Consider the following 26,201-nt stretch of genomic DNA (forward strand, 5'->3'; position numbering starts at 1 on the left):
AGAGCTGTTGGTGATTATATCAGCGTAGTGAGGGATGCCAACCGTGAAATTTCCACGTGGGGTAACAAACGGCTATAAGGAGCCTGCAATAAATCGGTACCTTCCGGTTTGATCCAGCATGCCTGCATACCACAACGGATCGCACCCGCCACATCAGTTATCAGGTCATCACCCACATGTAAAATGTCGCCAGGCGCCACATTGAGACGTCTGGCGGCCAGGCGATACATATCGCTGAACGGTTTGGAGCGCCCATCCGGTCCGGCGCGCAGAACAAACTCAAAGTACTCACTTAACCCGAACAGCTCAGGCTGCGCATTCCCGTTGGTAATGGCCACCAGCGGCCACTTTTCGGCCAGCTTTGCCAGTGTGTCGTGGGTTTCCTGTGGCACATCAATGCGGCTGCGCCATTTCGCAAAGTTCACCATTGATGCCTCCGCGCCAAGGGCGGCTTCTTCTGGCGTCAGACCGGCGTTCAACATTGCACGTTCAACGGCACGTCGCCGCCACTCGGTCACATCGTGGTAAATGTCCGGCTCGGTTTCCCGTAACGACTGGCGTAAACGCTGAAACTCTTTATTTTCCAGGCTGTTCAGCGCCGGATGGTAATTCTGCACAAAAGCCAGCGCTTCCTGCTCCGTTCGTTGGATCACCAGGCGGTTGTCATAAAGGGTGTCATCCAGGTCGAAGGTGATCGCGGAGATCTGACCTAATGGGCGGTAAAAACGCATTATTTCCCCCGTTTGGCGCGCGGATGCGCAGCGTCGTACACCGATGCAAGGTGTTGAAAATCAAGATGGGTATAGATTTGTGTGGTGGATAAATTGGCGTGACCGAGCAACTCCTGCACACCGCGTAAGTCACCACTCGACTCCAGCATATGGGTCGCGAAGGAGTGACGCAGTTTATGGGGGTGCACATGGCTGTTCAGGCCCTGTTTAATCCCCCATTCAGCAAACCGTTTTTGCACATTTCGCGCAGAGATACGTTTACCGAGCTTTGAGAGGAACAGCGCCTCGTCTTCCGCACCGAACAACCCGCGTAAATCAAGCCAGTGTTCGATCCAGATAACCGCATTGCGGCCAATGGGTAAACGGCGCTCTTTGCTACCTTTACCCAGCACCCACACTTCGCCGCTTTCCAGATCCAGATGCTTAATATCCAGATTCACCAGCTCAGAAAGACGCAGACCCGCGCCATACATCACTTCCAGCATCGCCCGGTCACGCACCGCCAGCGGATCGTTAAGATCGATATCCAGCAGCCGGTTCATATCATCCACGTCGATATTTTTCGGCAGATGTCGTGGCGCTTTCGGCGCAGAGATACCTTTCGCCGGATTGGCCGCCAGCTGGCCCTGGCTCACCATCCAGTCAAAGAAACTGCGCAACGCAGAGAGACGCAACGCCAGGCTGGCTGCGCCCAGCCCTTTGCGCCGGCTGCGCACCGCAATGGCGCGCACCATGGCAGCATCACATTGTTGCCAGCTTTTCAGATCGATCTCACCGGTCAAAGCGATAATGGCATCAAGCTGACGCTGATAATTAAGCAGAGTGATGGGACTGAGTTGGCGCTCAACGCCAAGATAGCGCAAAAATTTCGCCACGGCCGGAAAGAGCGGAGAATCTGTCATATGCGCTCGATCCAGCGCTCCAGGAGATCCGGCAGCATCTGCGCGATTTCCTGTAACAGCTGCGTACCTTGCCCTTGCTGGTAATGATGAACATCGCGGCTGCTAAACAGCACCACGCCGAGATCGCCGTCTGGTCCCATCAGCGATAACGCCACTGAACCAATCGCTTTCGCCTCCGGCAACAGCAGCAGTAACTCCGGCCCGTTTAAGGAGCCGAGATAATGGTGTTGATGACCCAGACGCTGGATGCGTAACGGTTCGAAAGCCTGGCGAGAAAGAGCAAGATGAGTAAAGCCAGAAGGCGCACCAAGCCGCCAGCGATCGGGAAACAGGCGGATCGTTGCCCCCGCCAACCCTAAATCACGCGCCCAACGGTGAAAGCGATTGAGCATCTCTTCCAGACTGTGAGCAGAGGCCAGCCGCCCCTGCAAGCGCAGGAGACGATAGAACAAACCTTCATTCGCACTGGCCTGTTCCATCAACAGCGTCATGTTCTCTTCCAGCACATTGATGTGATTGCGCGAGCGCGCCATGTGCCATTCTACCAGCGAAACGGTATCGCGTACGGCATGCGGCACGCGCATCTGTTCCACCAGTCGTGCATTGCGGATAAAGAAATCAGGATGACGCAGCAAATAATCAACAACGGCCTGATCTTCCAGTTCCGTCAGCGTTTCCTGTAATTCTTCCCCTGGTTGCTTCATAGATGAATAAACCCGTCATAGACATGTGCCGCCGGGCCAGTCATAAACAACGGTTGGCCCGGACCTTTCCATGCGATATCAAGTCGACCGCCTGGTAACTCCACGCGCACCTCTTCTGCCAGCAAATCCTGTGCAATGCCAACAGCCACGGCTGCACACGCGCCGCTACCACAGGCCTGCGTTTCACCGGCACCGCGTTCATAGACGCGCAAGCGGATGTGATCGCGTTTTACCACCTGCATAAAACCGATATTGGCGCGTTCCGGAAAGCGCTCATGGCTTTCCATCACCGGCCCTAACGTCTCTACCGGTGCGGTATCCACGTCATCCACTTGAATCACGCAGTGTGGGTTGCCCATCGATACGACGCCGCACAACACGGTTTGTTCCGCCGCACGCATAATATAGGTCTTTTCCGCTTTGTTAGCGCGAAACGGCACCTGGGATGGTTCAAAGTTGGGTTCGCCCATATTGACGCGCACCAGGTCGTCGTCCGTTACGCTCAATAACATACGTCCGTTTGCCGTACTGACGCGGATGTCACGTTTATTGGTCAAGCCTTTCAGGCGAACAAAACGCGCGAAACAGCGAGCGCCATTGCCGCACTGTGACACTTCGCTGCCATCAGCGTTAAAAATACGGTAGTGGAAATCAAGCTCAGGATCGTAGGGCGGTTCAACCACCAGCAATTGATCAAACCCAACGCCCAGATGGCGATCCGCCAGGCGACGGATCAGCTCAGGGGAGAAAAAGACATTCTGCGTCACCGCGTCGACGACCATAAAATCGTTGCCAAGGCCATGCATTTTTGAGAACTGCATCATCTACTCCATTTACGCGGATACAGAACGGTGACGTCAGTAATTCACCTGAGTCGGCGAGCCGTTATCACCGCGATCGTTACGATCCGGCGTGGTCGACTGGATGGTACTGGTCTGGTTTTTTGTCGGCGGTGGCGCGGTTTTATCTGCGGGCGGGAAATAGAGTGGCCCTTTCAGACCACAGCCCGTCAGGCTGAACAGTGTCAGCAATACGGCCAGCGTGCGAAATACATCTTTCATTATAGGTTGCCTGTAAGTTCGTTCTTTCTGCGTTCTATCATCGCAGGAGAAGACACAAAAGCAAGAGTTTGCGCGTTTAGGGCAACGGGAAATGTTTCGCGTTATACTGCTGCCATCATAAAAAACGGGAAAACAGAATGAACGACAGTGAATTTCATCGCCTCGCCGACGGCCTCTGGCTGACCATTGAAGAACGTCTTGACGATTGGGACGGCGATAGCGATATCGACTGTGAAATTAATGGCGGCGTGTTAACCATCAGCTTTGAAAACGGCAGCAAAATTATCATTAACCGTCAGGAGCCGCTGCATCAGGTCTGGCTGGCCACCAAACAGGGTGGCTACCATTTCGACCTGAAAGGCGACGAATGGGTCTGCGATCGCAGTGGCGAAACATTCTGGGATCTGCTTGAGCAGGCGGCAAGCCAGCAGGCGGGTGAGACGGTCAGTTTCCGCTAATCCAGGTTGCCCGGGCTATCCGGGCGCTTCCTTTAAGAAAAATACTGCTGCAACAACGGTGCGTCGTTGTCCTGATTTGCCGGCGTGGCGGCGGTGATCGCCTGGTTGCGGAACGGTATCACTTGCGCACGCCCTTCAACATTCACAATCTGGTAGAACTGCGGCAGGTTGAAGTTGATAAAGCTGGAGCCGTAGGTAAAGCGATCGTGAGATGACGAATAGAAGCGGCTCACATCGCGCACCAGCTCCTCTTTGCTGCCTTCGCAGTGGTGGTAGACTTCCGCGCGATTGCTCTCATCCAGGATATAGATGTTAAAGCCCTCTTCGCCCGTCTCCTCAAAGAAGAACTGAATAATGCCCTCACTGGCGAAACCATCCACCACGGCCGGTAACTGGACGTGATTGGTTTCAACCTGCACTGACAGCCCGTGCAGTTTGTTGTGGGAAATAGCCCCGTAAAACTCAATCGCGTTTTCCAGTTTCTGCACCGACACATTGAGACGTTCAAAGAACAGCCCCCAGGTCTGGCCAGCAACGCGCAGCGCTTTGAAACGCCCGGTCTCCTGGCGGGTGCTGGAAAGACGCAACTCAATGCATTCGGATACCAGTTGCTGCACACGCGTGCGAATCAGGCCGCGCAAATGCTGGCTGTAGCAGAACACTTCCACGCTGTCCGGCGGCGCGGCATCCTGATGCATTTTGCCAAGGATGGTTTTCAGCGCTTCGATCATCGCCTGCTCGCCGTTGAAATGCAGGGTACGCACTTCATTCCACGAGTTGCGGTACAGCAGGTCGACACTGCCGACCAGGCAGTTTTGCTGCTCGCCAAAACTGAACACATCAAGCTTACGGAAATCGAAATGCACCACCTGGTTACGAAACGCCGCAGTCGGGTCATATTCCAGGTTGACGATGATCGCCAGATGACGGATTTCGCAAGGACTGTAGAGCGCTTTCGGCGTTGGCGCGGGCAGGCGCAGCGGGAAGTGATGCGACACATCGGCCACCATCTCCTGCAATTTTGCCAAATCGACAATGCCGTTGCCTTTAATAAACAGATGCGTACGCGATGTCAGCAAACCGTTGAACCAGGCCCATGCCACCAGCTTATTCAGATAGCGGTTATATTCCAGCGGTTGATGGCTGACGATGGAATCCATATTCGGCGCGCGGTTGTACAGATACCACCCCGAACGGTTGGCCCGGCCCGGCGGCACATGGATAAAGGTTAAATTCGGTTCAGAGAGATCCGGCGAAATTTGCGGGTTTACCAGCGTTACTTTGCCCGGCAACGCTTCAAACGCGGCGTACAGTTTACGGGTTAATACACCGATATCCTGCGGGCTGGCGGAAACGCTCAGATTATTACGGCGGGCAAAGCGGATCAGGTTACGGTAGCTCTGCATCATGGCATCAAGCAATTCGTTATGCGCCTCGCGCACCTGATCGATTTTCCAGTTAGCGCGGTTATCCAACATCGCCACGCGTGCATCGTCCCAGCCCCACTCTTTTACCAGTTGCGTGATCACTTCGCGACGCCAGCCAACACAGGCGCGTTCGCGGCTCAGTTTCTCGCACACTTTTAAGTAAAAACATCGACGAGCCAGATCGAGGCGAGCGGTGTCGTCAATAGCGACCAGATACTGCGTTACGCGCTCGAGCATCATGCAGTAATGATCGAGGCCAAACGATACAATTTCACCGTCATGCAGGCGCTGTTTAATATCTTTCGCCAGCAAACGCGTGTTGGGATATTCCCAGGAATAGGCTTCCAGCAACAGCGTTTTCAATACGGCTTTATAAGGAGAGTCGATACTTTTATAGAGTTGCCAAAGGCTGGCACCGAAATACTCTTCTGCGGAAAGCGTGCTTAAGCCGCCAAGATCCAGCCATTCGTTCGGGGTCAATACGCCCTGAGCATAGAGCGTCATCACATAATCGTCGTAATGCTCTTCTTCATCGCCCGGCACCATATTCCACAGAATACGTTTACCGGCAAGGCGCACAGCAGTACGGTAAAACTCATCCAGTAACAAAATATGCTGCGTGGAGCCGCAGTCCTCGCCGCCGAGGCTACCGCTTTCGTTATGACGGAAGCGGTTCTCATCAATCAGGAAGAAACTCACTTCCACGCCCAACGACGCCGCCCAGCTTTCCAGCAGGCTGCATTTACGCTGCAGCAATTGACGCTCTTCGTTATCGAGCCAGGATTGATGGCAGACCCAGATATCCAGGTCAGAGGAGCAGCTTTGCCCGACCGAAGAAGTACTGCCCATGGAGTAAACCCCGGTGATCGGCAGCTCGCCTTTCGGCGACTCCTGCGGCGGGAGACCACGATGCAGTTCAAGTTCGTTCAGGTAATGAAGTTGGTTTTCATCAGGCGTGTAAAGGCAAATGCCCTGGGGAACGTTACCATCGAGGTAACCCGGCATCAGCGGATGATGATAATGCAGCAATGTCGGCAGCAGACTGTAAACCTGCTGAAAAGCAGGGCCCATGGCAGCAAGCGCGCGATCCACACGCAGTTGATTAATGGCATCCAGTCTCTGTTTCAGAGTCTCAATATAGAGGTACAAGACATATCGCCTGATGTTTACAGAAAATCCAAAATAGCCGTTACCGGTTTTTCGACCTTGCCTTCAGGGAGGCAGACGAAAAAATGGTCTAAAACGTGATCAATTTAACACCTTGCTCATTGACCGTAAAGAAAGATGCGCTACATACCAGTGTAGCAGTAAACGCTGTCTGTAAATTCCTAATTACGGTCCTGGCTGCGCCTGTATTGCGGCGCGACGCCTTTCTCTCCCTCCAGCGATCTTCTGTGGACACTGACACCCTAAAGCAACAATGTTAGGATGGTCGACGGACGATAATGACGGTAACAAGCATGTTAGACAATGTTTTAAGAATTGCCACACGGCAGAGCCCTCTTGCGCTTTGGCAGGCACACTACGTTAAGGAACGCCTCGAGGCGAACCACCCCGGACTCACGGTTGAACTGGTGCCTATGGTCACGCGCGGCGACGTGATCCTGGATACGCCACTGGCGAAAGTCGGTGGTAAGGGTCTGTTTGTAAAAGAACTTGAGCTGGCACTGCTTGAAAACCGCGCCGATATCGCCGTGCATTCAATGAAAGATGTTCCGGTCGATTTCCCTGAAGGGCTCGGCCTGGTGACCATTTGCGAGCGTGACGATCCCCGCGATGCGTTTGTCTCAAACCGCTATAACTCGCTCGATGAATTACCTGCCGGCAGCATCGTTGGTACGTCAAGTTTACGCCGTCAATGCCAGTTGGCAGCGCAACGTCCGGACCTGGTTATTCGCTCTTTACGGGGTAACGTCGGTACACGCCTGAGCAAACTGGATAACGGCGAATATGACGCCATCATTCTTGCCGTCGCCGGTCTTAAACGTCTTGGCCTTGGTGAGCGTGTGCGCGTTGCGCTATCGCCGGAAACCTCGCTGCCAGCCGTGGGCCAGGGCGCAGTCGGCATTGAGTGCCGCCTGGACGACGCGCATACCCGCGCGCTATTGCAACCGCTGAATCATGCAGAAACTGCCGTGCGCGTCAAAGCCGAGCGCGCAATGAATACGCGCCTTGAAGGTGGGTGTCAGGTACCGATTGGCAGCTATGCTGAATGGGTGGACGGAGAAATCTGGCTGCGCGCGTTAGTGGGCGCGCCAGACGGCTCCACCATGGTGCGCGGTGAGCGCCGCGGTAACCCGGCGGACGCCGAGCAGTTAGGTATCTCGTTGGCCGAGGAGTTACTGAATAATGGCGCCCGCGCCATTCTGGCCGATGTCTACAACGGAGAAGCCCCCGAATGAGTATTCTGGTCACTCGCCCATCCCCGGCCGGGGAAGAATTAGTGAGCCGCTTGCGCACACTGGGGCTAGTGGCCTGGAGCTTCCCACTTATCGAGTTTACGCCGGGTCGTGAACTCACCTCGTTACCTGGGCGACTCGCCGCATTAACCGCCGAAGACCTGGTTTTTGTCCTGTCGCAGCAGGCGGTAACATTTGCCCATGCACATTTACAACAGGCAGGCCTACGTTTTCCCGAAGAGCCGCATTATTTCGCGATTGGCCGTAGCACTGCGCTGGCATTACATACGGTGACCGGCATAGATGTGCGTTATCCGTTGGATCGGGAAACCAGTGAAGTGTTGCTACAATTACCTGAATTACAAAATGTTCAGGGTAAGCATGCGCTAATCTTACGTGGTAACGGTGGGCGTGAAGTGCTGGCGGAAACGCTGGCGGCGCGCGGTGCGGAAGTGGAATTTTGCGAATGTTATCAACGTAGCGCGAAGTTCTACAATGGCGCCGAAGAGGCCATGCGCTGGCATACGCGTGGGGTGACGACGCTGGTTGTCACCAGCGGCGAAATGATACAACAGTTGTTTTCGCTTATTCCTCCCTGGTATCGGGAAAACTGGTTACTTCGCTGCCGCATACTGGTGGTTAGCGAACGTCTGGCGCACCTCGCCCGGGAACTGGGCTGGCAGGATATTCAGGTCGCTGACACTGCAGACAACGATGCGCTGCTTCGCGCATTACAATAACTCTCATAATGGGAAGCCATGATGACGGAACAACAACACTCCCCCGCCGAGGTTGAAGAAACCAAAACGGCTGACGGTGCAACGCCGCCGGGCAAAACAGAGAAGGCCCGTCGCGCGAACAGGACCAGCCTTGCGCTAAGCGCGGTCGCCATCGCTATTGCGCTGGCCTCGGGCGTCGGGCTTTATGGCTGGGTTAAACAGCAGGTTTCCACCCTGAACACCAATAACGGCGAAATCGCCAATCAGGTTATTGCGTTGCAGCAAGCGCAGGATAAACAACGCGCCGAGCTGGAAGGCATTATCAAACAGCAGGCCGGGCAGCTTGACGAGGCCAAACGTCATCAGGATGCGCTGACCAAACAGCTTGATGAAGTGCAGCAGAAAGTGGCGACTATCTCCGGTTCCGATGCCAAAACCTGGCAACTGGCGCAGGCGGATTTTCTCGTTAAACTGGCCGGACGCAAACTCTGGAGCGACCAGGACGTCACCACCGCAGCGGCGCTGCTGAAAAGTGCGGACGCCAGTCTGGCGGATATGAACGATCCGAGCCTGATCACCGCTCGCCGTGCAATTACTGACGATATCGCCAGCCTCGCCGCCATTACGCAGGTGGATTATGACGGTGCGATCCTCAAACTGAACCAGCTGTCCAACCAGATTGATAACCTGCGCCTTGCAGATAACAACGATGATGACTCACCGATGGATACCGACAGTAATGAGTTGTCGGGCTCGATCAGTGAATGGCGTGTGAACCTGCAGAAAAGCTGGCAAAACTTTATGGACAGCTTTATCACTATTCGTCGTCGTGATGAAACCGCCGTGCCGCTGTTAGCACCAAATCAGGATATCTATCTGCGTGAAAATATCCGCTCGCGTCTGCTGGTTGCAGCTCAGGCCGTTCCCCGTCATCAGGAAGAAACCTACAAACAGGCGCTGGACAATGTTTCCACCTGGGTGCGCGCTTACTACGATACCGACGATGCGGCCACGAAAGCCTTCCTTGAAGAGGTCGATAAACTAAGCCAGCAGACCATTGCAATGACGCTACCCGCATCGCTGCAAAGCCAGCCAATCCTGGAAAAACTGATGCAAACCCGGGTGCGAAATCTGCTGGCACAACCTGCCGTTGCCTCTGAGCAAGCGCCCGCTGCCAACGCAGTGCAAGGAGAATAAACATGCTGAAAGTACTGTTACTCTTTGCACTGTTAATTGCCGGGATCGTTCTTGGCCCTATGCTCGCCGGGCATCAGGGCTATGTCCTCATCCAGACGGATAATTACAACATCGAGACGAGTGTCACGGGGTTAGTGATTATTCTGGTGCTGGCGCTGGTGATGATGTTTGCGCTTGAATGGCTGTTGCGTCGTCTTTTCCGTACCAGCGCGCATACGCGCGGCTGGTTTGTGGGACGTAAGCGCCGCCGCGCCCGTAAACAGACTGAGCAAGCGTTGCTAAAACTGGCGGAAGGCGATTATCAGCAGGTAGAGAAGCTGATGTCGAAAAACGCCGACCATGCCGAACACCCGATGGTCAACTACCTGCTGGCGGCGGAAGCAGCGCAGCAGCGCGGTGATGAAACCCGTGCGAACCAGCATCTGGAGCGCGCTGCGGAGCTGTCTGAAAAAGATCCTATCCCGGTAGAAATCACGCGCGTTCGCCTGCAACTGGCGCGCAATGAGAACCATGCTGCGCGCCATGGCGTGGATAAATTGCTGGAAATCACGCCGCGTCATCCGGAAGTGTTGCGTCTGGCAGAGCAGGCATATATTCGCACCGGCGCATGGGCATCGCTGCTGGATATCATTCCGTCGATGGCAAAAGCCAATGTCGGTGACGATGAGCACCGCGACGCGCTGCAACAACAAGCCTGGATTGGCATCATGGACCAGGCACGTGCCGACCTGGGCAGCGAAGGCCTGAAGAGTTGGTGGAAAAACCAGAGCCGCAAAACCCGTCAGCAGGTGGTATTGCAAGTGGCAATGGCCGAGCATTTGATCGAATGTGACGATCACGATACTGCGCAGGACATTATCCTTGAAGGTCTTAAACGTCAGTATGATGATCGTCTGGTGCTGGTGATCCCACGGCTGAAAACCAATAATCCGCAACAGATCGAGAAAGTGTTGCGCCAGCAGATCAAAACCCAGGGCGATCGTCCGCTGTTATGGAGCACGCTTGGTCAGTCGTTGATGAAACATGGTGAATGGCAGGAGGCCACGTTGGCATTCCGCGCGGCGCTGAAGCAGCGCCCGGAAGCGTTCGATTATGCATGGCTCGCTGATTGCCTCGATCGCCTGCACCAGCCGGAAGAAGCCGCGACCATGCGTCGTGACGGCCTGTTGCTGACTCTGCAAAACAACCCGTCAGGTAATTGATTCAGCGTCATTCGGGAGCAGGAAGGTAGCAACGCCACCTGCATCCCTATCCCTCTACCCATAAAAAAACGCCTGCCGGAAGACTCAGGCAGGCGTTAAAACAGGTCTGTTGACAACTAAATGGGTGCTTCACTCAACGTTATGTCCATGGTGTTTGATGAGGCCGAAGCGACATCTGTCAGTGGACGATAAGCACCGTAAACGGCTCTGCATCATTCCTGAGTTTATGAAGCCAGAAGGCGAACATAAGAGATGGAATGAGCATCTACAGTGATATTATTGCACATAGCGTGCCAGGTTTGCATTAACTAATGTTAACCCGCGCAATCTTTTAAGAAGTCAGTCAATTCAGGCCTTCTCCCCTTTTTCCCCTATGATAATTAGCCGCTTATCATGCATAACTGTCGCCGCATAACGACACTTCCCTGAGCAATCAACTTACACCATAAATATCAATGCGTTAAATGTCTCCTCCGGGCGACAAGAAAGGGCGTGATTGTCGCCTGTAAGCAACAACGGTGAAAAAGAGAGAAAATACAAAGAAATGGAAAAAAGAGGAGATCAGAAAACAAAAAACCCCGCTAAAGCGGGGTTCAAAATTGGTCGGCGAGAGAGGATTCGAACCTCCGACCCACTGGTCCCAAACCAGTTGCGCTACCAAGCTGCGCTACTCGCCGATATACTGCTTTTTGAATTTTTTGTTCAATCTAAGTTGTGGTGCGAGGGGGGGGACTTGAACCCCCACGTCCGTAAGGACACTAACACCTGAAGCTAGCGCGTCTACCAATTCCGCCACCTTCGCATTCCACGAAACTTTTACTGCTAAATAATGGGGTGGCTAATGGGACTCGAACCCACGACAACTGGAATCACAATCCAGGGCTCTACCAACTGAGCTATAGCCACCACTGTAAATCTTTTCACGCGGTATCGTCATACTTCACGAACCACCGCAGCTCAAGCGCCGGGTTTAAATGGCGCGCCCGACAGGATTCGAACCTGAGACCTCTGCCTCCGGAGGGCAGCGCTCTATCCAGCTGAGCTACGGGCGCGTAGCGCCGTTGCGGGGGTGGATAGTACGGACTTCGGGCGCGGCTGTCTAGTGCTTTTTTGAAGAAAATGCGCGTTTGGTTATGCTTTGCGCATTTTGCCTCTTATTCACTCACCCGTTGCGTAACAGCGTGTCGGTTAAGGCCAAATACTTTATACGCCGCTGTTACCGCAGCAAGGAAGATAACACCGACAAACAGCGACATACGCGTATCGTCGTTGAATCCCATACCAATCAGCACACAAATCAAAAACGCCATCGTTAGCCAGTTCGCCCACGGGAACAACATTGAGCGGAAGGGATGGCTGGCAATAGCTTCTTTATGCGCCTTACGGAAACGCAGCTGGCTAATCAGGATCACAAACCACGGCACCATGCCTGGCAATACGCTGGCACTATAGACGTAAACAAACACGCGTTGCGGGTTCGGAATAATGTAATTCAGACAGGAGCCAATCAGCAGGATAATGATGGAAATTGTCACACCCGCCGCCGGAACGCCGCTTTTAGACACTTTCGCCACCGCAGCAGGCAGTTGGCGGTTCTTCGCCAGCGCATACAACATACGACCACAGCTATACATGCCGCTGTTACAGCCGGACAGCGCCGCCGTCAGCACCACAAAGTTAATAATTCCTGCTGCCGCCGTAATGCCAATCTTCGCAAAGGTCAGCACAAACGGGCTGCCGTTCGTACCGATTTCGTTCCACGGGAAAATCGTCACAATAACGAAAATCGCGCCCACATAGAAAATCAGGATACGCCACAGTACCTTACTTACTGCACTGCGCAGCGTAACCTGTGGGTTTTTCGCTTCACCGGCGGTAATACCAATCAGTTCAACACCCTGATAGGACGCCACAACAATACAGAGCGCAGTCAGAAAGCCTTTCCAGCCGCCGGCAAAGAAACCGCCATGTTCGGTCAGATTACCAAAACCAATCGAATGCCCGCCGTTGCCGATACCAAAGAAGATAACGCCCAGGCCAACCACGATCATCACAATGATGGTGGTCACCTTGATCATCGCGAACCAGAATTCGATTTCACCGTACAGGCGCACTGCCGCGAGGTTCGCCAGCGCCACCAGCCCCACCGCAATCAGCGCGGGTATCCACTGGGCAAGATCGGGGAACCAGAACTGGACGTACACCCCAATCGCGGTAATTTCAGAAATCCCCACCGCCATCCACATAAACCAGTAAGACCAGGCGGTGAGATAACCGAAGAAAGGACTCATATAGCGGTGCGCGTAAACAGCAAAAGACCCCGCTACCGGCTCAAGGAACAGCATCTCGCCCATTGAGCGCATAATAAAGAAGACGAAGAGACCCGCAATAATGTATGCCAGCAGTACCGACGGGCCGGCCCATTTCAGGGTACTGGCGGCGCCCATAAAGAGCCCCACGCCAATGGTACCGCCCAGGGCGATTAATTCGATGTGTCGAGACTCCAGTCCACGCTGAAGCTCTGGTTTGTTTTCAGCCATAAATCCTCTGTTGTGTTTGCTTCTTTCTTTGCCCGATCTGCGGGTTATTGTTATGAGTTTCCCTCATCTCATAACAGGCCATTCGGCGCTAACCCGGAAAAGGTTGTCGCCAAAAACACCACGGCACTGCAATGAGTGAGCGAATGGTTTCTTAAAACAGAAGAAATGGCAAATGATGTATAAAAAAAATCGGTGTATTGCACAATAAAACAGCAGAAGGAGAAAAAAAGGCAGCACGCTGCGCCGCCAACGTTGTTCAGAGTTTTCCGCTGTAGTGCCAACGCAGATAACGCAGCAAACGCAATTGACGCTTTAAACGGCTCGGTTGTGACAGCAGCCGATAAAGCCACTCCATCCCCAGATGCTGCCAGAGTTTAGGCGCACGCTTTACATGGCCCGTAAAGACGTCGTACGTTCCGCCAACCCCCATGTATAACGCATCAGGATAGACAGTGCGGCAGTCGCGCATCAGGATCTCCTGCTTTGGCGATCCCATTGCCACAGTGATGATTTTCGCCCCGCTATCGCGGATGCGCTCAAACAGTGCTTGCTGCTGCTCCGGATTAAAATACCCATCCTGGCTGCCCACAATATTCACCTGCCATTGTGCACGCAGTTTCTGCTCCGTCTGCGCCAGCACATCGGGCTTGCCACCCACCAGAAATACCGGCGTCGCATTTTCGCCTGCCCGCGCCATCAGTTTTTCCCACAGATCGGCACCGGCAACACGGGATACTTGCGCGCGCGGGAACTTCTTCCGCAAGGAGCGCACGACGCTGATGCCGTCGGCGTATTTAAACTCAGCCGCTTCGATCAACGCTCGCACCTGAGCATCATCTTCCAGCGTCAGCATCTTTTCCGCATTAATGGCGACCAGCGTACCTTGCCTGATCTCGCCATTCGCATACAGATAATCCAGCGCGTGTTGCATATCGCGCCAGCCAATCAATTTCAGACCACGCAGGTCATACAGCGGCGCTGCAGTCTTGTCCGTCATGTTTATCCTTTACATCTGGGAAAGGGGTTTTGCCGCGCGTTCACCGCGTTTGTGTATCAGGCCCGCGTTATCAAACAGCCAGTACAGCAGCTTCGCCAGCAACAAGCAGAAGCCGAAGATGACGAGGAAAAACACCACGCGAGACACGAAAGCATCCAGCCCTTCACGAGCCAGCACAATCATGTTGAAAATCGCGCCAAAGCAGAAACTGTGCAGGATCGCGGCTTTATAGCGGTTCGTTTCCCGGTTGCCCAGAGTATACAACCAGTCAAACCATTTAATGATGAGCCCCACCGTCACCGCGCCGAGCGGGATAAAGGCAACACCGCCCATCACCACCAGAGAGCCGATCAACGTTGGCGAGATAGCAAGGCCAGAGTGGTTGTTCAGAACTTCCCAGGTAAAGTAATTGGCCGTATTCAACACAATATTCGGACGCGTTGGCCACAGCCAGGACGGAATAAAGACATAGAAGTCGCGCACGATGGGCGCCAACCCCTGAAAGGCAATTTTGTCGTAGTTTTGCAGCAGCAGCGACAAGTTTTCCCAAGGTGAAAAGGTGTCACGGGTCAGGTACAGGAACGTATAAAACGCTTCATCGCCACTGACATTCAGTCCGTAACGCTTGATCGCCAACCAGAACATACCAACGATGCCAAACACACCTGCAGCGGCCAGCATCCACAACGAGATCCACCCACGAATAATGCCGATAAACAAAAAGATCGCGAACGCGATAATGATATTGGCGCGGGTTCCGCCAACAATCATATAGGTCAGCAAACCAAAAGCGACCGTGCTGACGAGGAAGAAGAGCCATGCCTGCGCACTCTGCCGCAAAAAGTAGACCACCAGCATTGCGGGAATAAAGAAATAAAAGAAGCGCTTAAGTGCCACACCGGACACTTCACTGGAGAAGATCTGGCTATAGGATTGCAGGCGGAACAGCAAAAAGCCGTTATGCATAAAGAAGATGCTGACGCTGACCAGAGCGATGACCATTAACATCACCCATGTCAGATTCGCCTCAACCCGGTTAATGGTGAACAGCGGTCGACGCGATACCGGCGCAGTATGTTTGCGCAGCCGCGTTTTATACGTCACATAGTAAATTCCGTAGAAACAGGTTGCTGCAAGTAACGACTGCATCATCACGCCAGGCGGCGCAACCCCCACGTTAAAGCGGAACACCAGCACGCTGGTCAGCGGAAAGCCGAAGAAGAATGTCAGCAAAAAGAGCAGTGAAAAAAAGACGTTAAAGTTAAAACGCACGCGACGGAATTCAAACCAGGTTAACGTGGCGATAAACAGCGATGCCAGTAACCAGAGGATAAACAGTCCGCAGAATTCAAGTGGGCTCATCCGGCACTCCCCGCAGCTATGCGCAGTGCTTTATGCCACGGCGCGATAAAATTCGGGCTGAAAAAGGTAATGGCGTTTTTATCCACCGCCATCAATTGCCGCCGGGCTTCACGGACTACCGCCTCATTCAGGTTATCCGTGGTAAATAGCACGGGAATATCTTCCGCCACCATATCGCGCCAGAACGGGTTTTCCCTGTTCAGCACGCAGGGTACACCCGCCTGAATCAGCAGGCAGAGCGTACCGATCCCTTGCTGACGGGCAAAAATAAAGTATCCGAGATCGCACGTCCCCAGCAGAGCCAGATAGTCATCAAAGGCCATCTTCTCATTGAGGACGCGCAGATTATCCGCGCTGAATAAGGCCAGCCCCGCACGCCGCACCGTCTCAATATAAGCGTCGTTATTGTCCGGATACCCCATTGGCACGATGATTTTCACCGTATCGCCAAACTGGCGATGAATGGCATGCAGCGCTGCCACATGTTCATTGCTTGGATCACCGGAATTGCCCACCAGAATCGTCAGTGGACCTTCATGCTGCAGTTCATGCGCCATGGCATTGAGCGCCGGATCCATGCGCGTCGGGAAATAGAGCAACTCTCCGCGCACGCCGGGATTACGCTGAGCAAACCACGCCAGATCGCCACGGGTCGCAAAAATAGTCCCAACACGGCGCTGCGCCAGCCGGCGCAGCGGATAAAAAAGGCGGAACTTAAGGCTGTGCGAAACTTCGTAAAGATCGGCACCCCAGGCATGCCAGTAGAACTGCTCACGCTTTATTGCGCCGGTTAATAAAGCCAGCCATATGTCGAAATTAAACTGCCCATGAAAAAAGAAACGCTGCTGACGTTGGGCTTTCGCTTTCGCGATCACCGCCCGCGCCAGCGCCTTCTTTCCGGGATAAAAATGCAATGTCAGGGCGGGATATTCCGTACCCTGACCTTCGTCACGCCCGACGATCATAAATTCACGGGCATATGCACCCGACGCCGCGAGCACATCATTAAAGAATCGCAGCACAGTCTGATTATGGTGTGGGATATCCGATCCCAGTACGTGAATGAGTGTAGTCATGACTTCTTACGCCAAATCAAAAACACGCCGCAACAGAGGGCGAAATAAATAACATACGTGGCCATATAGGCCTGCGCCGCACCAGCGGCACCGTGCGCGGGAATTAACCAGCGGGAAAACAGTGTCAGCAGGGTGAACTGACTTATTTCTGCCAGAATATAAAAACGTAACGAGGCTTTGGCGACCACCAGATAACCAAAGACGTAAGCGCCCACTTTCAATACATCGCCGATCAATTGCCAGGCAAAGAGGTCGCGCATGGCGGTAAACTTACTGGAAAACAGCAACCAGATAGCCACATCGCGTAGCAACCAGACGGCCAGGCTGACAGCCGCCACCGCAGGTAAAACGAAACGTAGCGACTTTACGATTTCGCGGGAGATCGCCTGCTTTGTCGCCAGGCGCGATAATGTCGGCAGCAAATAAACCGTAAACGACGCGGTAATGAATTGCAGGTAAGCATCGGAAATACTGCTTACCCCCTGCCAGATCCCCACTTCGTCCCAGCTATAATGCGCAGCCAGCTGGTTTCGCATCATCACGTAAGCCAACGGCATGGTAAATGACGTGATCAACGCCATCAGCGTAAATTTGCTTAACTGTCCCGCCAGCGCCGTATCCCACTGAGGTTTGAAAAAACCCAGCGGAACCGCACCGCGCCGAATGAGCAACGCTAACGCCGGGATCACCACCAACGCAGGCACCAATGCCAGCCCCAGCAATGCGCCCTGGTACCCTCCCAATTTGAAGCAGAGATACCATGCCAGTACACCAATGACGCTGCCGATAATTAATGACAGTGCATTACTCACCGCATCGCGGAACCCTTTCATTACCGCCAGTAGCAGGTTCGCCCATGCGATACCCAATTGCACTAGCGCCACCAGACGCACCAATCCCTGGTAATGAGTATGACCAAACAAACCCTGACTGACAGGCGCAGCGGCAAACAAAAAGATCAGCGCCAACAATGTAGAGAAACCGAGCACCATCGCCGATGATGTCCCGACCACCACGCGCAGACGCGCCGGGTCATCATGGTGCTGAGCCACCCATTTCGTCACCCCATTAAAAATCCCGGCGCCCGCGAGAACGCCGAGCACCGTGATGAGTTGACGAAAATTACCTGCCTGTCCAACACCGGATGGCCCAAAAGCCACCGCAAGAAGTTTGATCACCAGCAAGCCCGCGCCAATTTTCACCAGCGTACTGGCCGCCGTCCATACCGATGCTTTTGCCAGTGACATATCAGCTGAAATAGCTCAGAAGTGTGCTAATGACCGTGCGCTGGTTAACAGGCGACAGATTGTAGAACAGCGGCAAGCGAAGCAAACGCTCACTTTCTTGCGTGGTATAGCGATCTTCGCCGTGGAATTCGCCAAACTTTTCTCCTGCCGGAGAAGCATGGAGCGGGATGTAGTGAAATACGGCGAGGATCTCCGCTTCTTTCAGGAAAGCGATCAGCTTGCTGCGGTCAGCCTCATCGCGCAGTTTGATATAGAACATATGCGCATTGTGACCACAGTCTGCCGGAACCGAGGGCAACGCAATACGTCCGGCTCGCGCCAGCGGCGCCAATGCATCGTAATAGTTCTGCCACAGCGCCAGGCGCTGCTGATTGATGCGGTCAGCCGCTTCAAGTTGCGCCCACAAGTACGCGGCTTGTAGATCCGCCATCAGATAACTCGAACCAATATCCCGCCAGGTGTATTTATCCACCTGCCCACGGAAGAACTGGCTGCGGTTGGTGCCTTTTTCGCGAATGACCTCGGCACGTTCAACCAGCGCGCGGTCGTTAATCAGCGTTGCTCCACCTTCACCGCCTGCCGTGTAGTTTTTCGTTTCGTGAAAACTAAAACAGCCAATATGCCCGATCGTACCCAGCGCCCGGCCTTTGTAGGTCGACATCACGCCTTGAGCAGCATCTTCCACCACAAACAGATTATGGCGTTTCGCAATCGCCATAATGGTGTCCATTTCGCAGGCCACCCCGGCATAGTGCACCGGCACAATCACGCGGGTTTTGTCAGTAATCGCCGCTTCAATACAGGTTTCATCAATATTCAGGGTATCCGGGCGGATATCCACAAAGACAATTTTCGCCCCACGCAGCACAAAGGCGTTGGCGGTGGAGACGAAGGTATAACTCGGCATGATCACTTCATCGCCAGGCTGAATATTCAGCAACAGTGCCGCCATTTCCAGCGAGGCGGTGCAGGAAGGCGTCAGCAGCACTTTGGCACTGTGAAAACGCTGCTCCATCCACTGCTGGCAGCGGCGGGTAAAGCCGCCATCACCGCATAATTTACCGCTGCCCATCGCCGACTGCATGTAGTCGAGTTCCGTCCCCACGACCGGGGGTGCATTGAAGGGGATCATAACGTCACCTGTATAACCACAGAGCAGTGCTTTCCACATTCGCTCCGCTTTGAATATAGCGTTTAAGTGCGACGGTATTCCCAAGCTGGGTTGCCACTCGCACCTGCGTTAATTGCCGCTGCCGTGCCCAGTGGCTGGCAGCCTGCATTAATTTTTCGCCCATCCCACGACCAGCCAGTAAGCCAATCCGCGCCTCATGCTCGTTTAACTGCCGCAAAGAGACAAAGCCCGCGATTTCACCGCCCTCGCGGCGAAACAGCAGACATTGATGGTCAAACACATCTTTTACTGCGTTTTCAATCCACTGCGCGTAGAAACGCCCGCTGGCATCGGCCGGGTACCACGGGGCGCGAAAACGGCTCTGCACAAACGTCTCCGATGCCATTTGCCGCAGCACGGGGATATCGTCCACATTCGCCACTTCTGCATGGGGATCGCATCCCTGAACAGACACAGCTAATGACAGGTCGATTTCCCCTTCCACCAGTTGAAAACCGAATTGTTGCAGCGCATCGAGGGTATGCGTGTGCGACGCTGGCAATTTGACCTGGAGACGCGACCAGCCAGTGAAATCCGCGACGTTCAGCGCAGGCGCTTCAGGATGCAGACGCACGATAGCGCTGCGGATACCAAAAAATGCGCTTTCCCATGCCAGTTCTTCTACAGTGCCGTGAAGAGCCATCTCGTCTCCTTAGCGCATCAGCGCCAGACGCCTTTGGTGTCCACAATGTGACGCTGCGTGATGCAGCGGCCATCCAGCGCTTTAAATTCTTTGTGATCGACCAGCATGATCAGCACATCCGCCTGTGCCAGTGCCTCCTGCATGCTGACCAGTTTACTGATACCGGTCAGCGAGGCAGGAAGCTGATGGATATTCGGTTCAACCACCAGAGTTTCGCCACCGTGCCACTGCGCCACACTGTGTGTAATTTCCATCGCCGGACTTTCGCGCAGATCGTCAATGTTGGGTTTAAAGGCCAGCCCAAAACAGGCGATTTTCAGTTCGCTCGCGCGCTTATCGCTTGTGGTCAGACAGTCGGCAACGGTGGCTTTTACCTGATCCACTACCCAATGCGGCTTATGATCGTTCACCTCACGTGCGGTACGAATGAGTCGCGCCTGTTGCGGGTTCTGCGCCACAATAAACCACGGATCGACAGCGATGCAGTGACCGCCCACGCCAGGGCCTGGTTGCAGAATATTCACGCGCGGATGACGATTTGCCAGACGGATCAATTCCCAGACGTTAATGTTCTGGTCGGCACAGATCAACGACAGCTCGTTGGCAAAAGCGATGTTGACGTCGCGAAAACTGTTTTCGGTGAGTTTGCACATTTCTGCGGTGCGGGAGTTGGTCACCACACATTCACCTTCAAGGAAAATGTTGTACAGCTCGCTTGCGCGCGCCGAGCACACCGGTGTCATGCCGCCAATTACTCGATCATTTTTAATCAGTTCAACCATAACTTGTCCCGGCAGCACACGCTCAGGGCAATAGGCGATATTGATGTCGGCCTTTTCCCCGACCTGCTGTGGGAAGGTAAGGTCCGGGCGGGCGGCCGCAAGCCAGGCGGCCATTTGCTCAGTCGCCCCGACCGGCGAGGTGGACTCAAGAATCACCAGTGCGCCTTTTTTTAACACCGGTGCAATGGATTTTGCCGCCGCTTCGACATAAACCATATCCGGCTCATGTTCACCTTTAAAGGGCGTGGGTACGGCAATCAGGTAGGCATCTGCTGTGACCGGCGTGGTGCTGGCGCGCAGATATCCGCCCTCTACCGCGGCTTTTACGACGTTATCCAGTTCCGGCTCGACAATATGGATCTCTCCGCGATTAATGGTTTCCACGGCGCGTGCGTTTATATCAACCCCGATGACCTGCTTTTTCCGGGAAGCAAACGCCGCTGCGGTAGGAAGGCCAATGTATCCGAGGCCAATGACGGAAATGGTTGTAAAGCTCATAGTGTTACCCGATTGTTTTTTAGTGCGTGCAAAATGCGACGACAAGCCTGCCCGTCGCCATACGGATTATGCGCACGACTCATGGTCTGCCAGGCATCGTTATCGTGAAGCAGGCGTGTAACCTCTTCGACAATGCGCTGGCGGTCCGTGCCGACCAGTTTCACCGTTCCGGCTTCGACCGCTTCGGGTCGTTCCGTGGTATCCCTCATCACCAGCACCGGTTTCCCCAGCGATGGCGCTTCTTCCTGAATCCCCCCCGAATCGGTGAGGATCAGCCATGCATGATTCATCAACCACAAGAACGGTAGATAGTCCTGCGGTTCGATCAGCGTGACATTCTCAACCTGGCTGAGGATACGATTTACCGGCTCGCTGACATTCGGGTTCAGGTGTACCGGATAGACGATCTGCACATCGTTATGTTGTGCTGCGATATCCGCCAGCGCGTGGCAAATCTGTTCAAATCCGCGACCAAAACTCTCGCGACGATGACCCGTAACCAAAATGAGTTTTTTATTCTCGTCGAGAAACGGGTAGCGTGCCGCCAGCTCACCATGTAACGAAAGGTCTTTCAGTACGCTATCGCGCACCCAGAAAAGCGCGTCGATAACCGTATTACCGGTGACGAAAATACGGTTATCGGCAATATTTTCTTGCAGCAGGTTGTGGCGAGAATTCTCCGTCGGCGCAAAGTGATACATCGCCAGATGACCAGTCAACGTACGATTGGCTTCTTCCGGCCAGGGGGATGAAAGATCACCGGTACGCAGCCCGGCTTCCACGTGCCCAACCGGGATACGTTGGTAAAATGCAGCAAGGCTCGCCGAGATAGTGGTCGTGGTGTCGCCATGCACCAGCACCACATCCGGACGGAAAGACTCAAGAATAGGTTTCAGTCCTTCGAGGATACCGCAGGTGATTTCGGTTAGCCCCTGCCCAGGGCGCATAATATTCAGGTCGTAATCCGGGACAATTGAGAAGAGGTTCAACACCTGATCGAGCATCTCCCGATGCTGCGCAGTGACGCAAACTCTCGCCTCAAAGTCAGGATCCCTTGCCAGCGCATGTACCAGCGGAGCCATTTTGATGGCTTCTGGTCGCGTGCCAAATACGGTAAGTACTTTCACAACGATTCTCTTCGAGTAGATGATGAAGGCGCAAGGTGCCTTCATCGCAGACGGCGTTTAATCCGAACGGCGTCGCGTTAATGCAACCCCGGCTCCTGTTAACGCGCCAACAATTCCCCACATGATCATCATGAAGGCACGACGCGGGCTGTCGCGTTTTACCGGTTCTTCCGGCGTGCGCAAATAACGATAAGTCTGAAAACGAGGATCAAGTGTGGGGCCGACATTCAGCGTATTCAGCATGGCCCGGTTTTGATCATAGTCCAGATCGAATTGCGGCCCCACTGCTTGCAGGTTTTCCAGACGCGCCTTCAGCATTGGGCGGCCCAACATAAACAGTTCCGAATCAGGTAACTCATCCGGCGGAACCTCGGTTTCATTGCGAGAGATATTATTCTGCTCAGCCACTTTCAGCGCCTGTTCAACGTTATGCAGGCGCCGGTTAAAAATCGCTTTTGCCACCTCTTCCTGGCGTTTAACCTGCGCTTTCATCTGGATAGTCCGGGCCGCCCACGCACCTTTCAGCTCATCGTTTAAATGGCTGGCAGCACGCTGGCTGGCGAAAGCGACATACTGACGTAGCAAGTTATTCGCATCCGGCGCAGTTTCAGCAATAAGCTTCACATTGTCATTCAGGTTACGCGCCGCATCGCCAGGGGCGAACTGGATATTGTTTATCAGCTCATCCAGAAGCGCTGCATCTTCTTTGCTATTCCCTACCTGGCGCTGCCTGAAATAATCTGTTTGTGACCAAAAATCGCGGCGTGTATCCCAGGAAGCAAGTTGCATAATGAACTCTTTATACGCCTCATCCATGACAGACGGTTGATCCGCTGATGCCAGGTTGGCCTTGACATCCAGATTGCGCAAAAACTGCTGCTGAGAGTAATACCCGCCGAGCATATTGACCGTCGGCCTGTCGGTGATTGCATTGGCGCTCCACTCCTGGGGCGCGAAAAATGTCCAGGCTAACGCGAACAATGCAAACAGCAGCGCTCCCCCTCCAATCCACAATTTCCCCGCCCAAAGGGTACGAAACAAGCCCCGGATATCCAGTTCATTTTCCGTTTCTGTTGAAGTTGCTTCCGACGCTGGTTGAATCATCGCTTTCCCGGTTTTATTTGGTTAGTGTTGATTTTTGGTGTTTGTTACGGCGTATCCTGCGTTTTACCCGCTTGATAAAACGCGCCACTTTCCAGGCTCGCTTAATACAGTAGCCATACAATAAGAAAGCCAGCAAAAATAATGCCAACATTACCCATTCTGGAATGAAATGAAGGTACTCCGTCACCACGCCAATGGCCGCCAACAGCGCAGCCGCAAGAGTGATAAGCACAAACGCCTGACGGGAAGTGAAACCTGCCCGCATGATCAAATGGTGGATATGTTGACGGTCCGGTGAAAAAGGGCTCATGCCTTTACGCAGCCGACGATAGGTAATCGCCACCATATCCATCAGCGGAATGGCGATGATCCATAACGCAGTAACCGGGCTGATGGGGTGCGTCTTACCCTGGGTGGTTTCCAGTAAAATCCAAATGACAGTAAAACCGATCAACGTACTGCCAGCATCACCCATAAAAACTTTGTAGCGGCGGCCAAGGACACCGAGATTTAATAGAATATAAGGCACAATCGCCGCAATCATTGCGAAGCACCAAATCGCCAGGCTGAATTGTCCATCAAACCATAAAATGATGCCGATGGCGGCGAAGGAAACACACGATAACCCACCCAGCAGGCCATCAATGCCGTCCACCATATTAAAGGCGTTGATCGCGGCCCATACTGCAAACAAGGTAAGCAGATAACCAAATGGCCCTAGCACCATCTCCCAGGAACCGAAGATGAAACCAAGGCTGCTCAGATAGAGTTTGCCCACCATCATCATTACAACTGCGATCCCGGCCTGGATAGCCGCACGGATTTTAACGCTAATATCAAAGCGATCGTCCAGCGCGCCGACAAAGACCAGCACCCCTGCACAACTCAGGTAGAGCGCAGCGTGAGGGATATAATCGTTTGTAATAGCAAAAGTAAAGCAGATACCAGCGTAGACTGAAATTCCCCCTACCAGCGGAATCAGTCCCTGATGCCGTTTTCGGTAGTTAGGTTTGTCCACCAACCCCACATACTTCGCCATTTTCCTGGCGAAGAACAAGAAGGCGGTAGTGAACAAGAAGATACTGAATAATTCAGTAAACGCAGTGAGTAAATTCACAATGCATGCTCTCAGCGAATGTTGATCCCGGCAGTATAACGACGATGCCACGCTCCATAAAAGGAGAAAGCAGGTCATTCACAGACGTTATTGTTTGTTTTTCAGTCAAATGAGGAATTCATACGAAGAATATATCCTTTTGACGAGGTCTGTGTCGGACAATGCCTGTCCCAGTGCATATAGCGTATAGCCCATAAATGAAAAACGCCACGTAAAAACGTGGCGCATCTGGGGTTTATTTGTTCTAAGAGCGCTTCATCATGTCGAAGAACTCATCATTCGTCTTCGTCATCGCCAGCTTGTTAATGAGGAACTCCATCGCATCGATCTCACCCATCGGGTGAATGATTTTGCGCAGGATCCACATTTTCTGTAGCTCTTCCTGAGTGGTGAGCAGCTCTTCTTTACGCGTACCGGAACGGTTGTAATCAATGGCCGGGAAGACGCGTTTTTCAGCAATTTTACGGGAGAGATGCAGCTCCATGTTACCGGTGCCTTTAAACTCTTCGTAAATCACTTCGTCCATCTTCGAACCGGTATCGATCAGCGCCGTTGCGATGATGGTCAGGCTACCACCCTCTTCCACGTTACGCGCTGCACCGAAGAAACGCTTCGGACGATGCAGGGCGTTTGCATCCACACCACCGGTTAACACTTTGCCGGATGCCGGCACCACGGTGTTGTAAGCGCGCGCCAGACGGGTGATGGAGTCCAGCAGAATGATCACGTCTTTCTTATGCTCAACCAGGCGCTTGGCTTTTTCGATAACCATCTCAGCAACCTGCACATGGCGGGAAGCTGGTTCGTCAAAGGTGGAAGCAACCACTTCACCTTTCACCAGACGCTGCATCTCGGTCACTTCTTCCGGACGTTCGTCAATCAGTAACACCATCAACACACAGTCTGGATGGTTGTACGCGATGCTCTGCGCGATATTCTGCAGCAGCATGGTTTTACCGGCTTTCGGCGGTGCAACAATCAGACCACGCTGACCGCGACCGATGGGTGACGCCAGGTCCAAAACGCGGGCGGTTAAGTCTTCGGTTGAGCCATTACCGCGTTCCATACGCAGACGCGAATTCGCATGCAGCGGCGTCAGGTTCTCGAACAGAATCTTGTTGCGCGCATTCTCCGGCTTATCGAAGTTCACCTCGTTGACTTTCAGCAGTGCAAAGTAACGTTCACCTTCTTTAGGTGGGCGAATCTTACCTGAAATGGTGTCACCGGTGCGGAGGTTGAAGCGGCGGATTTGGCTGGGAGAAACGTAGATGTCGTCAGGACCGGCGAGGTAGGAGCTGTCTGCGGAGCGGAGGAAACCAAATCCATCCTGCAGAATCTCCAGCACACCGTCGCCAAAGATATCTTCGCCACTCTTCGCGTGCTGCTTCAGGATGGCAAAAATGATGTCCTGTTTGCGCATACGGGCCAGGTTTTCCAGCCCCATATTTTCGCCGAGAGTGATCAGCTCAGAAACCGGCGTATTCTTTAATTCGGTAAGATTCATAATGGTGTGGGTTCTTAAACTCGGGGTAAATCTCGAACTTAATGTTGTGAATGGTATGGCAGGGTCATCCATGCCTGTTAACGGCCATCAACTCATGTCCGATCGGCGTCTGGTCACAGGAATGGACGCAGAACTGAAACGATAAGACGGAATGAGTGACAAGCCCGGAATCTGTCTACTTCTCTCGCGGCAATGCAGCTCTACGGGAAGTATCGGGGTAATGCAAGATTCAA

At 53.6% G+C, this 26,201-nt stretch carries 23 protein-coding genes and 4 tRNA genes; 5 read left to right on the plus strand and 22 right to left on the minus strand.

What is annotated here, in order from left to right; translation table 11 throughout:
• Positions 1–14: 14 nt before the first annotated feature.
• Genes yigB through lptM form a run of 5 tightly spaced genes read right to left on the minus strand, consistent with a single transcriptional unit; the run spans position 15 to position 3,398 of the window.
• Complete coding sequence (gene yigB / locus GA0061071_RS21360; RefSeq protein ID WP_088237720.1) at positions 15–731, minus strand: 5-amino-6-(5-phospho-D-ribitylamino)uracil phosphatase YigB; 717 nt, start codon at positions 729–731, stop codon at positions 15–17.
• The gene (gene xerC, locus GA0061071_RS21365) at positions 731–1,633 is read right to left on the minus strand and encodes a tyrosine recombinase XerC (RefSeq protein ID WP_088237719.1); all 903 of its coding nucleotides are present in this window, start codon (positions 1,631–1,633) and stop codon (positions 731–733) included. The genes yigB and xerC overlap by 1 nt, the downstream gene beginning before the upstream one ends.
• Positions 1,630–2,337: a DUF484 domain-containing protein gene (locus GA0061071_RS21370; protein WP_088237718.1), complete on the minus strand. Its 708-nt coding sequence runs from the start codon at positions 2,335–2,337 to the stop codon at positions 1,630–1,632. The genes xerC and GA0061071_RS21370 overlap by 4 nt, the downstream gene beginning before the upstream one ends.
• Positions 2,334–3,158, minus strand: a complete 825-nt coding sequence (gene dapF / locus GA0061071_RS21375) for a diaminopimelate epimerase (RefSeq protein WP_088237717.1) — start codon at positions 3,156–3,158, stop codon at positions 2,334–2,336. The genes GA0061071_RS21370 and dapF overlap by 4 nt, the downstream gene beginning before the upstream one ends.
• Before the next feature lie 36 nt (positions 3,159–3,194).
• The gene (gene lptM, locus GA0061071_RS21380; RefSeq protein WP_061499162.1) at positions 3,195–3,398 is read right to left on the minus strand and encodes an LPS translocon maturation chaperone LptM; all 204 of its coding nucleotides are present in this window, start codon (positions 3,396–3,398) and stop codon (positions 3,195–3,197) included.
• A gap of 137 nt (positions 3,399–3,535) precedes the next feature.
• Here lptM and cyaY point away from each other — a divergent pair, with 137 nt between their 5' ends.
• On the plus strand, positions 3,536–3,856 hold the full coding sequence (cyaY, locus tag GA0061071_RS21385) for an iron donor protein CyaY (RefSeq protein ID WP_017459730.1): 321 nt from the start codon (positions 3,536–3,538) through the stop codon (positions 3,854–3,856).
• 32 nt (positions 3,857–3,888) lie between these two features.
• Here cyaY and cyaA read toward each other — a convergent pair whose 3' ends face one another.
• Positions 3,889–6,432 (minus strand): class I adenylate cyclase, encoded by a 2,544-nt coding sequence (gene cyaA / locus GA0061071_RS21390; RefSeq protein WP_061499165.1) that lies wholly within the window; start codon positions 6,430–6,432, stop codon positions 3,889–3,891.
• Positions 6,433–6,743: 311 nt separating this feature from the next.
• On the opposite strand from cyaA, the gene hemC reads away from it, so the two are divergent.
• From hemC to hemY, 4 genes are read left to right on the plus strand one after another with little or no spacing between them, the layout of a single operon-like run.
• The gene (gene hemC, locus GA0061071_RS21400) at positions 6,744–7,685 is read left to right on the plus strand and encodes a hydroxymethylbilane synthase (RefSeq protein WP_061499168.1); all 942 of its coding nucleotides are present in this window, start codon (positions 6,744–6,746) and stop codon (positions 7,683–7,685) included.
• Positions 7,682–8,422 (plus strand): uroporphyrinogen-III synthase, encoded by a 741-nt coding sequence (hemD, locus tag GA0061071_RS21405; RefSeq protein WP_061499172.1) that lies wholly within the window; start codon positions 7,682–7,684, stop codon positions 8,420–8,422. Before hemC ends, hemD begins: the two co-directional genes overlap by 4 nt.
• 21 nt (positions 8,423–8,443) lie before the next feature.
• Positions 8,444–9,598 (plus strand): uroporphyrinogen-III C-methyltransferase, encoded by a 1,155-nt coding sequence (gene hemX / locus GA0061071_RS21410; RefSeq protein WP_088237716.1) that lies wholly within the window; start codon positions 8,444–8,446, stop codon positions 9,596–9,598.
• Positions 9,599–9,600: 2 nt separating this feature from the next.
• Entirely contained in the window at positions 9,601–10,800 is a 1,200-nt protein-coding gene (gene hemY / locus GA0061071_RS21415; protein ID WP_061499175.1) for a protoheme IX biogenesis protein HemY, read from the plus strand.
• A 600-nt stretch (positions 10,801–11,400) separates the two neighbouring features.
• Here hemY and GA0061071_RS21420 read toward each other — a convergent pair.
• From GA0061071_RS21420 to rho, 16 genes are all read right to left on the minus strand, one after another.
• Positions 11,401–11,477, minus strand: a tRNA-Pro gene (locus GA0061071_RS21420).
• A 38-nt stretch (positions 11,478–11,515) separates the two neighbouring features.
• A tRNA-Leu gene (locus tag GA0061071_RS21425) sits at positions 11,516–11,602 on the minus strand.
• 28 nt (positions 11,603–11,630) lie between these two features.
• A tRNA-His gene (locus GA0061071_RS21430) sits at positions 11,631–11,706 on the minus strand.
• Positions 11,707–11,775: 69 nt separating this feature from the next.
• Positions 11,776–11,852: transfer RNA gene (locus GA0061071_RS21435), tRNA-Arg, on the minus strand.
• Between the two features lie 102 nt (positions 11,853–11,954).
• Positions 11,955–13,340 (minus strand): bifunctional threonine/serine APC transporter ThrP, encoded by a 1,386-nt coding sequence (gene thrP, locus GA0061071_RS21440; RefSeq protein WP_088237715.1) that lies wholly within the window; start codon positions 13,338–13,340, stop codon positions 11,955–11,957.
• Positions 13,341–13,596: 256 nt separating this feature from the next.
• On the minus strand, positions 13,597–14,337 hold the full coding sequence (gene wecG, locus GA0061071_RS21445; RefSeq protein ID WP_061499182.1) for a lipopolysaccharide N-acetylmannosaminouronosyltransferase: 741 nt from the start codon (positions 14,335–14,337) through the stop codon (positions 13,597–13,599).
• A gap of 9 nt (positions 14,338–14,346) precedes the next feature.
• Positions 14,347–15,699, minus strand: coding sequence for an ECA oligosaccharide polymerase (gene wzyE, locus GA0061071_RS21450; protein WP_088237714.1), 1,353 nt, complete (start codon positions 15,697–15,699; stop codon positions 14,347–14,349).
• Positions 15,696–16,775: a TDP-N-acetylfucosamine:lipid II N-acetylfucosaminyltransferase gene (locus GA0061071_RS21455; protein WP_088237713.1), complete on the minus strand. Its 1,080-nt coding sequence runs from the start codon at positions 16,773–16,775 to the stop codon at positions 15,696–15,698. The genes wzyE and GA0061071_RS21455 overlap by 4 nt, the downstream gene beginning before the upstream one ends.
• A complete protein-coding gene (wzxE, locus tag GA0061071_RS21460; RefSeq protein WP_061499189.1) occupies positions 16,772–18,022 on the minus strand; it encodes a lipid III flippase WzxE in 1,251 nt (416 codons plus the stop codon). Before wzxE ends, GA0061071_RS21455 begins: the two co-directional genes overlap by 4 nt.
• 1 nt (position 18,023) lies before the next feature.
• A complete protein-coding gene (gene rffA, locus GA0061071_RS21465) occupies positions 18,024–19,154 on the minus strand; it encodes a dTDP-4-amino-4,6-dideoxygalactose transaminase (RefSeq protein ID WP_061499192.1) in 1,131 nt (376 codons plus the stop codon).
• Between the two features lie 4 nt (positions 19,155–19,158).
• Complete coding sequence (gene rffC / locus GA0061071_RS21470; protein WP_088237712.1) at positions 19,159–19,836, minus strand: dTDP-4-amino-4,6-dideoxy-D-galactose acyltransferase; 678 nt, start codon at positions 19,834–19,836, stop codon at positions 19,159–19,161.
• Between the two features lie 17 nt (positions 19,837–19,853).
• Positions 19,854–21,116, minus strand: coding sequence for a UDP-N-acetyl-D-mannosamine dehydrogenase (gene wecC / locus GA0061071_RS21475; protein ID WP_061499198.1), 1,263 nt, complete (start codon positions 21,114–21,116; stop codon positions 19,854–19,856).
• Positions 21,113–22,243: a non-hydrolyzing UDP-N-acetylglucosamine 2-epimerase gene (wecB, locus tag GA0061071_RS21480; protein ID WP_061499201.1), complete on the minus strand. Its 1,131-nt coding sequence runs from the start codon at positions 22,241–22,243 to the stop codon at positions 21,113–21,115. Before wecB ends, wecC begins: the two co-directional genes overlap by 4 nt.
• A 57-nt stretch (positions 22,244–22,300) precedes the next feature.
• Positions 22,301–23,347 carry an ECA polysaccharide chain length modulation protein gene (wzzE, locus tag GA0061071_RS21485; RefSeq protein WP_088237711.1) on the minus strand — a complete coding sequence of 349 codons (1,047 nt, stop codon included), beginning with the start codon at positions 23,345–23,347 and terminating at the stop codon, positions 22,301–22,303.
• Positions 23,348–23,360: 13 nt separating this feature from the next.
• Positions 23,361–24,464, minus strand: coding sequence for a UDP-N-acetylglucosamine--undecaprenyl-phosphate N-acetylglucosaminephosphotransferase (gene wecA / locus GA0061071_RS21490; protein WP_061499206.1), 1,104 nt, complete (start codon positions 24,462–24,464; stop codon positions 23,361–23,363).
• A 244-nt stretch (positions 24,465–24,708) separates the two neighbouring features.
• Positions 24,709–25,968 (minus strand): transcription termination factor Rho, encoded by a 1,260-nt coding sequence (gene rho / locus GA0061071_RS21495; RefSeq protein WP_004386383.1) that lies wholly within the window; start codon positions 25,966–25,968, stop codon positions 24,709–24,711.
• Positions 25,969–26,201: the final 233 nt, after the last annotated feature.

Origin of the sequence: Kosakonia oryzendophytica, assembly GCF_900094925.1 — a bacterium.
GTDB classification, from domain to species: Bacteria; Pseudomonadota; Gammaproteobacteria; order Enterobacterales; family Enterobacteriaceae; genus Kosakonia; species Kosakonia oryzendophytica.

Bases quoted from the DNA above. Each gene is read 5' to 3' on its own strand.
- yigB (WP_088237720.1), bottom strand. From the start codon at position 731: ATGCGTTTTTACCGCCCATTAGGTCAGATCTCCGCGATCACCTTCGAC.
- xerC (WP_088237719.1), bottom strand. From the start codon at position 1,633: ATGACAGATTCTCCGCTCTTTCCGGCCGTGGCGAAATTTTTGCGCTAT.
- GA0061071_RS21370 (WP_088237718.1), bottom strand. From the start codon at position 2,337: ATGAAGCAACCAGGGGAAGAATTACAGGAAACGCTGACGGAACTGGAA.
- dapF (WP_088237717.1), bottom strand. From the start codon at position 3,158: ATGCAGTTCTCAAAAATGCATGGCCTTGGCAACGATTTTATGGTCGTC.
- lptM (WP_061499162.1), bottom strand. From the start codon at position 3,398: ATGAAAGATGTATTTCGCACGCTGGCCGTATTGCTGACACTGTTCAGC.
- cyaY (WP_017459730.1), top strand. From the start codon at position 3,536: ATGAACGACAGTGAATTTCATCGCCTCGCCGACGGCCTCTGGCTGACC.
- hemC (WP_061499168.1), top strand. From the start codon at position 6,744: ATGTTAGACAATGTTTTAAGAATTGCCACACGGCAGAGCCCTCTTGCG.
- hemD (WP_061499172.1), top strand. From the start codon at position 7,682: ATGAGTATTCTGGTCACTCGCCCATCCCCGGCCGGGGAAGAATTAGTG.
- hemX (WP_088237716.1), top strand. From the start codon at position 8,444: ATGACGGAACAACAACACTCCCCCGCCGAGGTTGAAGAAACCAAAACG.
- hemY (WP_061499175.1), top strand. From the start codon at position 9,601: ATGCTGAAAGTACTGTTACTCTTTGCACTGTTAATTGCCGGGATCGTT.
- thrP (WP_088237715.1), bottom strand. From the start codon at position 13,340: ATGGCTGAAAACAAACCAGAGCTTCAGCGTGGACTGGAGTCTCGACAC.
- wecG (WP_061499182.1), bottom strand. From the start codon at position 14,337: ATGACGGACAAGACTGCAGCGCCGCTGTATGACCTGCGTGGTCTGAAA.
- wzyE (WP_088237714.1), bottom strand. From the start codon at position 15,699: ATGAGCCCACTTGAATTCTGCGGACTGTTTATCCTCTGGTTACTGGCA.
- GA0061071_RS21455 (WP_088237713.1), bottom strand. From the start codon at position 16,775: ATGACTACACTCATTCACGTACTGGGATCGGATATCCCACACCATAAT.
- wzxE (WP_061499189.1), bottom strand. From the start codon at position 18,022: ATGTCACTGGCAAAAGCATCGGTATGGACGGCGGCCAGTACGCTGGTG.
- rffA (WP_061499192.1), bottom strand. From the start codon at position 19,154: ATGATCCCCTTCAATGCACCCCCGGTCGTGGGGACGGAACTCGACTAC.
- rffC (WP_088237712.1), bottom strand. From the start codon at position 19,836: ATGGCTCTTCACGGCACTGTAGAAGAACTGGCATGGGAAAGCGCATTT.
- wecC (WP_061499198.1), bottom strand. From the start codon at position 21,116: ATGAGCTTTACAACCATTTCCGTCATTGGCCTCGGATACATTGGCCTT.
- wzzE (WP_088237711.1), bottom strand. From the start codon at position 23,347: ATGATTCAACCAGCGTCGGAAGCAACTTCAACAGAAACGGAAAATGAA.
- rho (WP_004386383.1), bottom strand. From the start codon at position 25,968: ATGAATCTTACCGAATTAAAGAATACGCCGGTTTCTGAGCTGATCACT.